The organism is Aquabacter albus, from assembly GCF_040049275.1.
Taxonomy (GTDB): domain Bacteria; phylum Pseudomonadota; class Alphaproteobacteria; order Rhizobiales; family Xanthobacteraceae; genus Aquabacter.
In genome coordinates this window covers 1-1,776 of the sequence record NZ_JBDZDT010000036.1, presented here as the reverse complement: position 1 = coordinate 1,776, position 1,776 = coordinate 1, and the positions used below count along the sequence as shown (strand labels likewise).

Sequence of the window (1,776 nt, the reverse complement as noted above, 5' to 3'; positions counted from 1 at the left end):
GCCTCGCCCGCAGCGACGAGCGCCTCGGCGATGAGCTGCTCCCGGTTTCGGAAGTGTTTGTAGAAGCCGCCATGGGTGAGGCCAGCACCTGCCATGATGTCTGACAGGCTCGCTTCGGCGATACCGGTACGCCGGATGTGATCCGCGGCGGTGGTGACGATAGCCCGCCGCGTCTCCGCGGCTTCCTTGTTCGATTTCCTCAACGATCCGTCCCTTGCGATTGGCCCATCAAAAAGGTCTTGACGAGTTAGATGTTAGCTGACATCCAATTAGATGTCACGCGACATCTAAAATCAGATCGGAGAATTTCCATGCAAGACCAGTCAGCCAGGCCGGTAGCGACTACAGCGTCGGACGCCAGTCACCTCACGGACCTCGGCGTGGTGGCCGCTGCGAAGGCCATACGCACCGGAGAGGTGAGCGCCGAGACCTATGTTTCCGCTCTTCTGGACCAGGCACGGCGCAACGAGGACTTGCGGACGTTCATCACCCTCGGTGAACCGGGTGCGCTCGCGGCCGCGCGCGAAGCCGACAAGGCCCGCGCCAAAGGCCTAGACGCGCCGTTGCTCGGTGTTCCCCTGGGGATCAAGGACAGCTACCTCACGGCGGGGCTTCGCACGACGCTGGGCGTCGGCGCGCTGAAGGACTTCCGGCCAACCGAAGACGCAGAGGCCGTGGCGACGCTCAAGGCGGCGGGCGCGATTGTCCTCGGCAAAAACAACCTCGTCGAATTGTCCTATGGTCTCACCGGCGACAACGGTCCTTACGGCCAGGTCGTAAACCCCCATGCCGGTGGTTATGTCACGGGCGGGTCGTCGAGCGGTTCAGCCGCGGCAGTGGCCGCCCGCCTCGTCCCCGCGACGCTCGGGGGCGATACGATCGGCTCGATCCGGGTTCCCGCCTCTCTTTGCGGCGTCGTCGGGTTCAAGCCCACCACCCGGCGCTGGCCGCGCGAAGGGGTCGCCCCGATCTCCCACACGCTCGATACGACTGGGGTGTTCGCGCGCAACGCCGAGGACTGCGCCCTCATCGACCAGATCGTCACCAGGTCGCCCCGGACCGCGCCGGAGACCCGGGCCGATCTGAAGGGGACGCGGTTCGCCTTTGCGCCGCGCCAGTACCTGAACCTGGTTGATTCCCAGGTTGAGGCGCAGTTCCGCAATACCCTCCTCCGCCTGTCGGATGCCGGCGCCGAGATCGTCGAGATCGACCTTGGAGAGGATTTTGAATCGCTGGCCCTTCAAACCACCTGGAACCTCTTCTTCCGGGAGACAAAGGCCTCTCTGACAGAATTCCTGGAGCGCCACGCCATCCCAGTTACCTTCGAAGATCTACACAAAGGGCTGCGGGCAGGCGTAAAAGACGCCTGGGACCATTTCGTCCTCCCGGGTGCGCCCGGCTATTTGGCCGAAAAGGCCTATCACTCCCTGGCGGTCGATCGGCTGGCCGTGAAGCAGCGCATGGGCGAGGTCTTCACCCGGCACGGCACCAACGCGCTGATCTTCCCAACGACGCCGTGCACGGCGCCGTCGGTCGAGCGCCAGTCCCAGTTCACTGTCGCCGGCCAGGACGTGGATTTCCGGGTGCTGGCGAAGAACACCATTCCCGCCAGCGCAGCAGGTCTGCCAGGGATCAGCCTGCCGATCGGCTTCGATGATCATCACCTGCCGATCGGCATGGAACTTGACGGCCCGGAGGGTCAGGACCGCGTGCTCCTCGACCTCGCCGCGCGCGTGGAGAAGATTCTCGGCGCCGTGTCGCTACGGTTGTGACCGC

The 1,776-nt window shown here is 64.7% G+C and carries 2 protein-coding genes; one reads left to right on the top strand and one right to left on the bottom strand.

Annotation, left to right across the window (positions count from 1 at the left end; genetic code table 11):
• A partial coding sequence (locus ABLE91_RS29025) for a TetR family transcriptional regulator (protein WP_510182016.1) occupies positions 1–203 on the bottom strand: 203 nt, incomplete at its 3' end.
• Positions 204–311: 108 nt separating this feature from the next.
• Between ABLE91_RS29025 and ABLE91_RS28895 the strand changes: the two genes are divergently transcribed.
• Positions 312–1,772 (top strand): amidase family protein, encoded by a 1,461-nt coding sequence (locus ABLE91_RS28895; protein ID WP_348936008.1) that lies wholly within the window; start codon positions 312–314, stop codon positions 1,770–1,772.
• Positions 1,773–1,776: the final 4 nt, after the last annotated feature.